Annotated in this window: 1 protein-coding gene; it reads right to left on the reverse strand. The window is 32.4% G+C overall.

What is annotated here, in order from left to right:
• Window positions 1–218: 218 nt before the first annotated feature.
• The gene (locus HA632_RS00045) at window positions 219–536 is read right to left on the reverse strand and encodes a hypothetical protein (RefSeq protein WP_176305204.1); all 318 of its coding nucleotides are present in this window, start codon (window positions 534–536) and stop codon (window positions 219–221) included.
• Window positions 537–678 lie beyond the last annotated feature (142 nt).

The raw sequence follows: 678 nt of genomic DNA on the forward strand, positions 1-678 counted from the left end.
TGAAGTTGTCCAAAGCAATATTATTATTAGTTCTTTTCTCATGAGGAGTTCTATGAAATGCGAATGAGCAATTGCCTATAACGTGCCGCAGATTGCTACAGTTGCGACGATTTATTACTGATGATTCCAAATATAAAACTCCTTTTTGAATTTTCAGAGAAAATTCGGGAAAAACCCAAGCTTAGCAATTGTTGCAAACTGCTGTTATACACAGGGCATTAATTCTCCGTCACATTTATTTCAGAATCTTCAAAGACTTTATTAAAATCCCTAACTCTTTTTGCGGATCCAAATTCCTCACGATTTGTATATTCTGCCCAAAACATAACATCGCGTGGGTCAAAAATTGCTACCTCAATATTACTTTTTAATTTCTCAATACTTTTTTCAGACAAAAATATTATACATCGAATTACTCTGTCTGTTTTTAAGTAATCAGTTTTATTTATTGCTGATTCAAGAATTTTAAAAACTTCTGAGGATTTTTCACCAAAATCAGTTTTAATTCTATTTTCTATGTCAGTTTTGAAATTCATTTATAGTTCTGATTTTTTGGATAAAGCCAATCGCTCTGTGCCTTGTGTATAACGTCTTGCGGCTTGCAACAGTTGCAAAAATTAATCACCGCCGATTCCAAATATAAAACTACTTTTTGAATTTTCGCAGAAAATTCGGAGA

It is taken from the genome of Flavobacterium sp. J49 (assembly GCF_011742145.1).
Taxonomy (GTDB): Bacteria; Bacteroidota; Bacteroidia; order Flavobacteriales; family Flavobacteriaceae; genus Flavobacterium.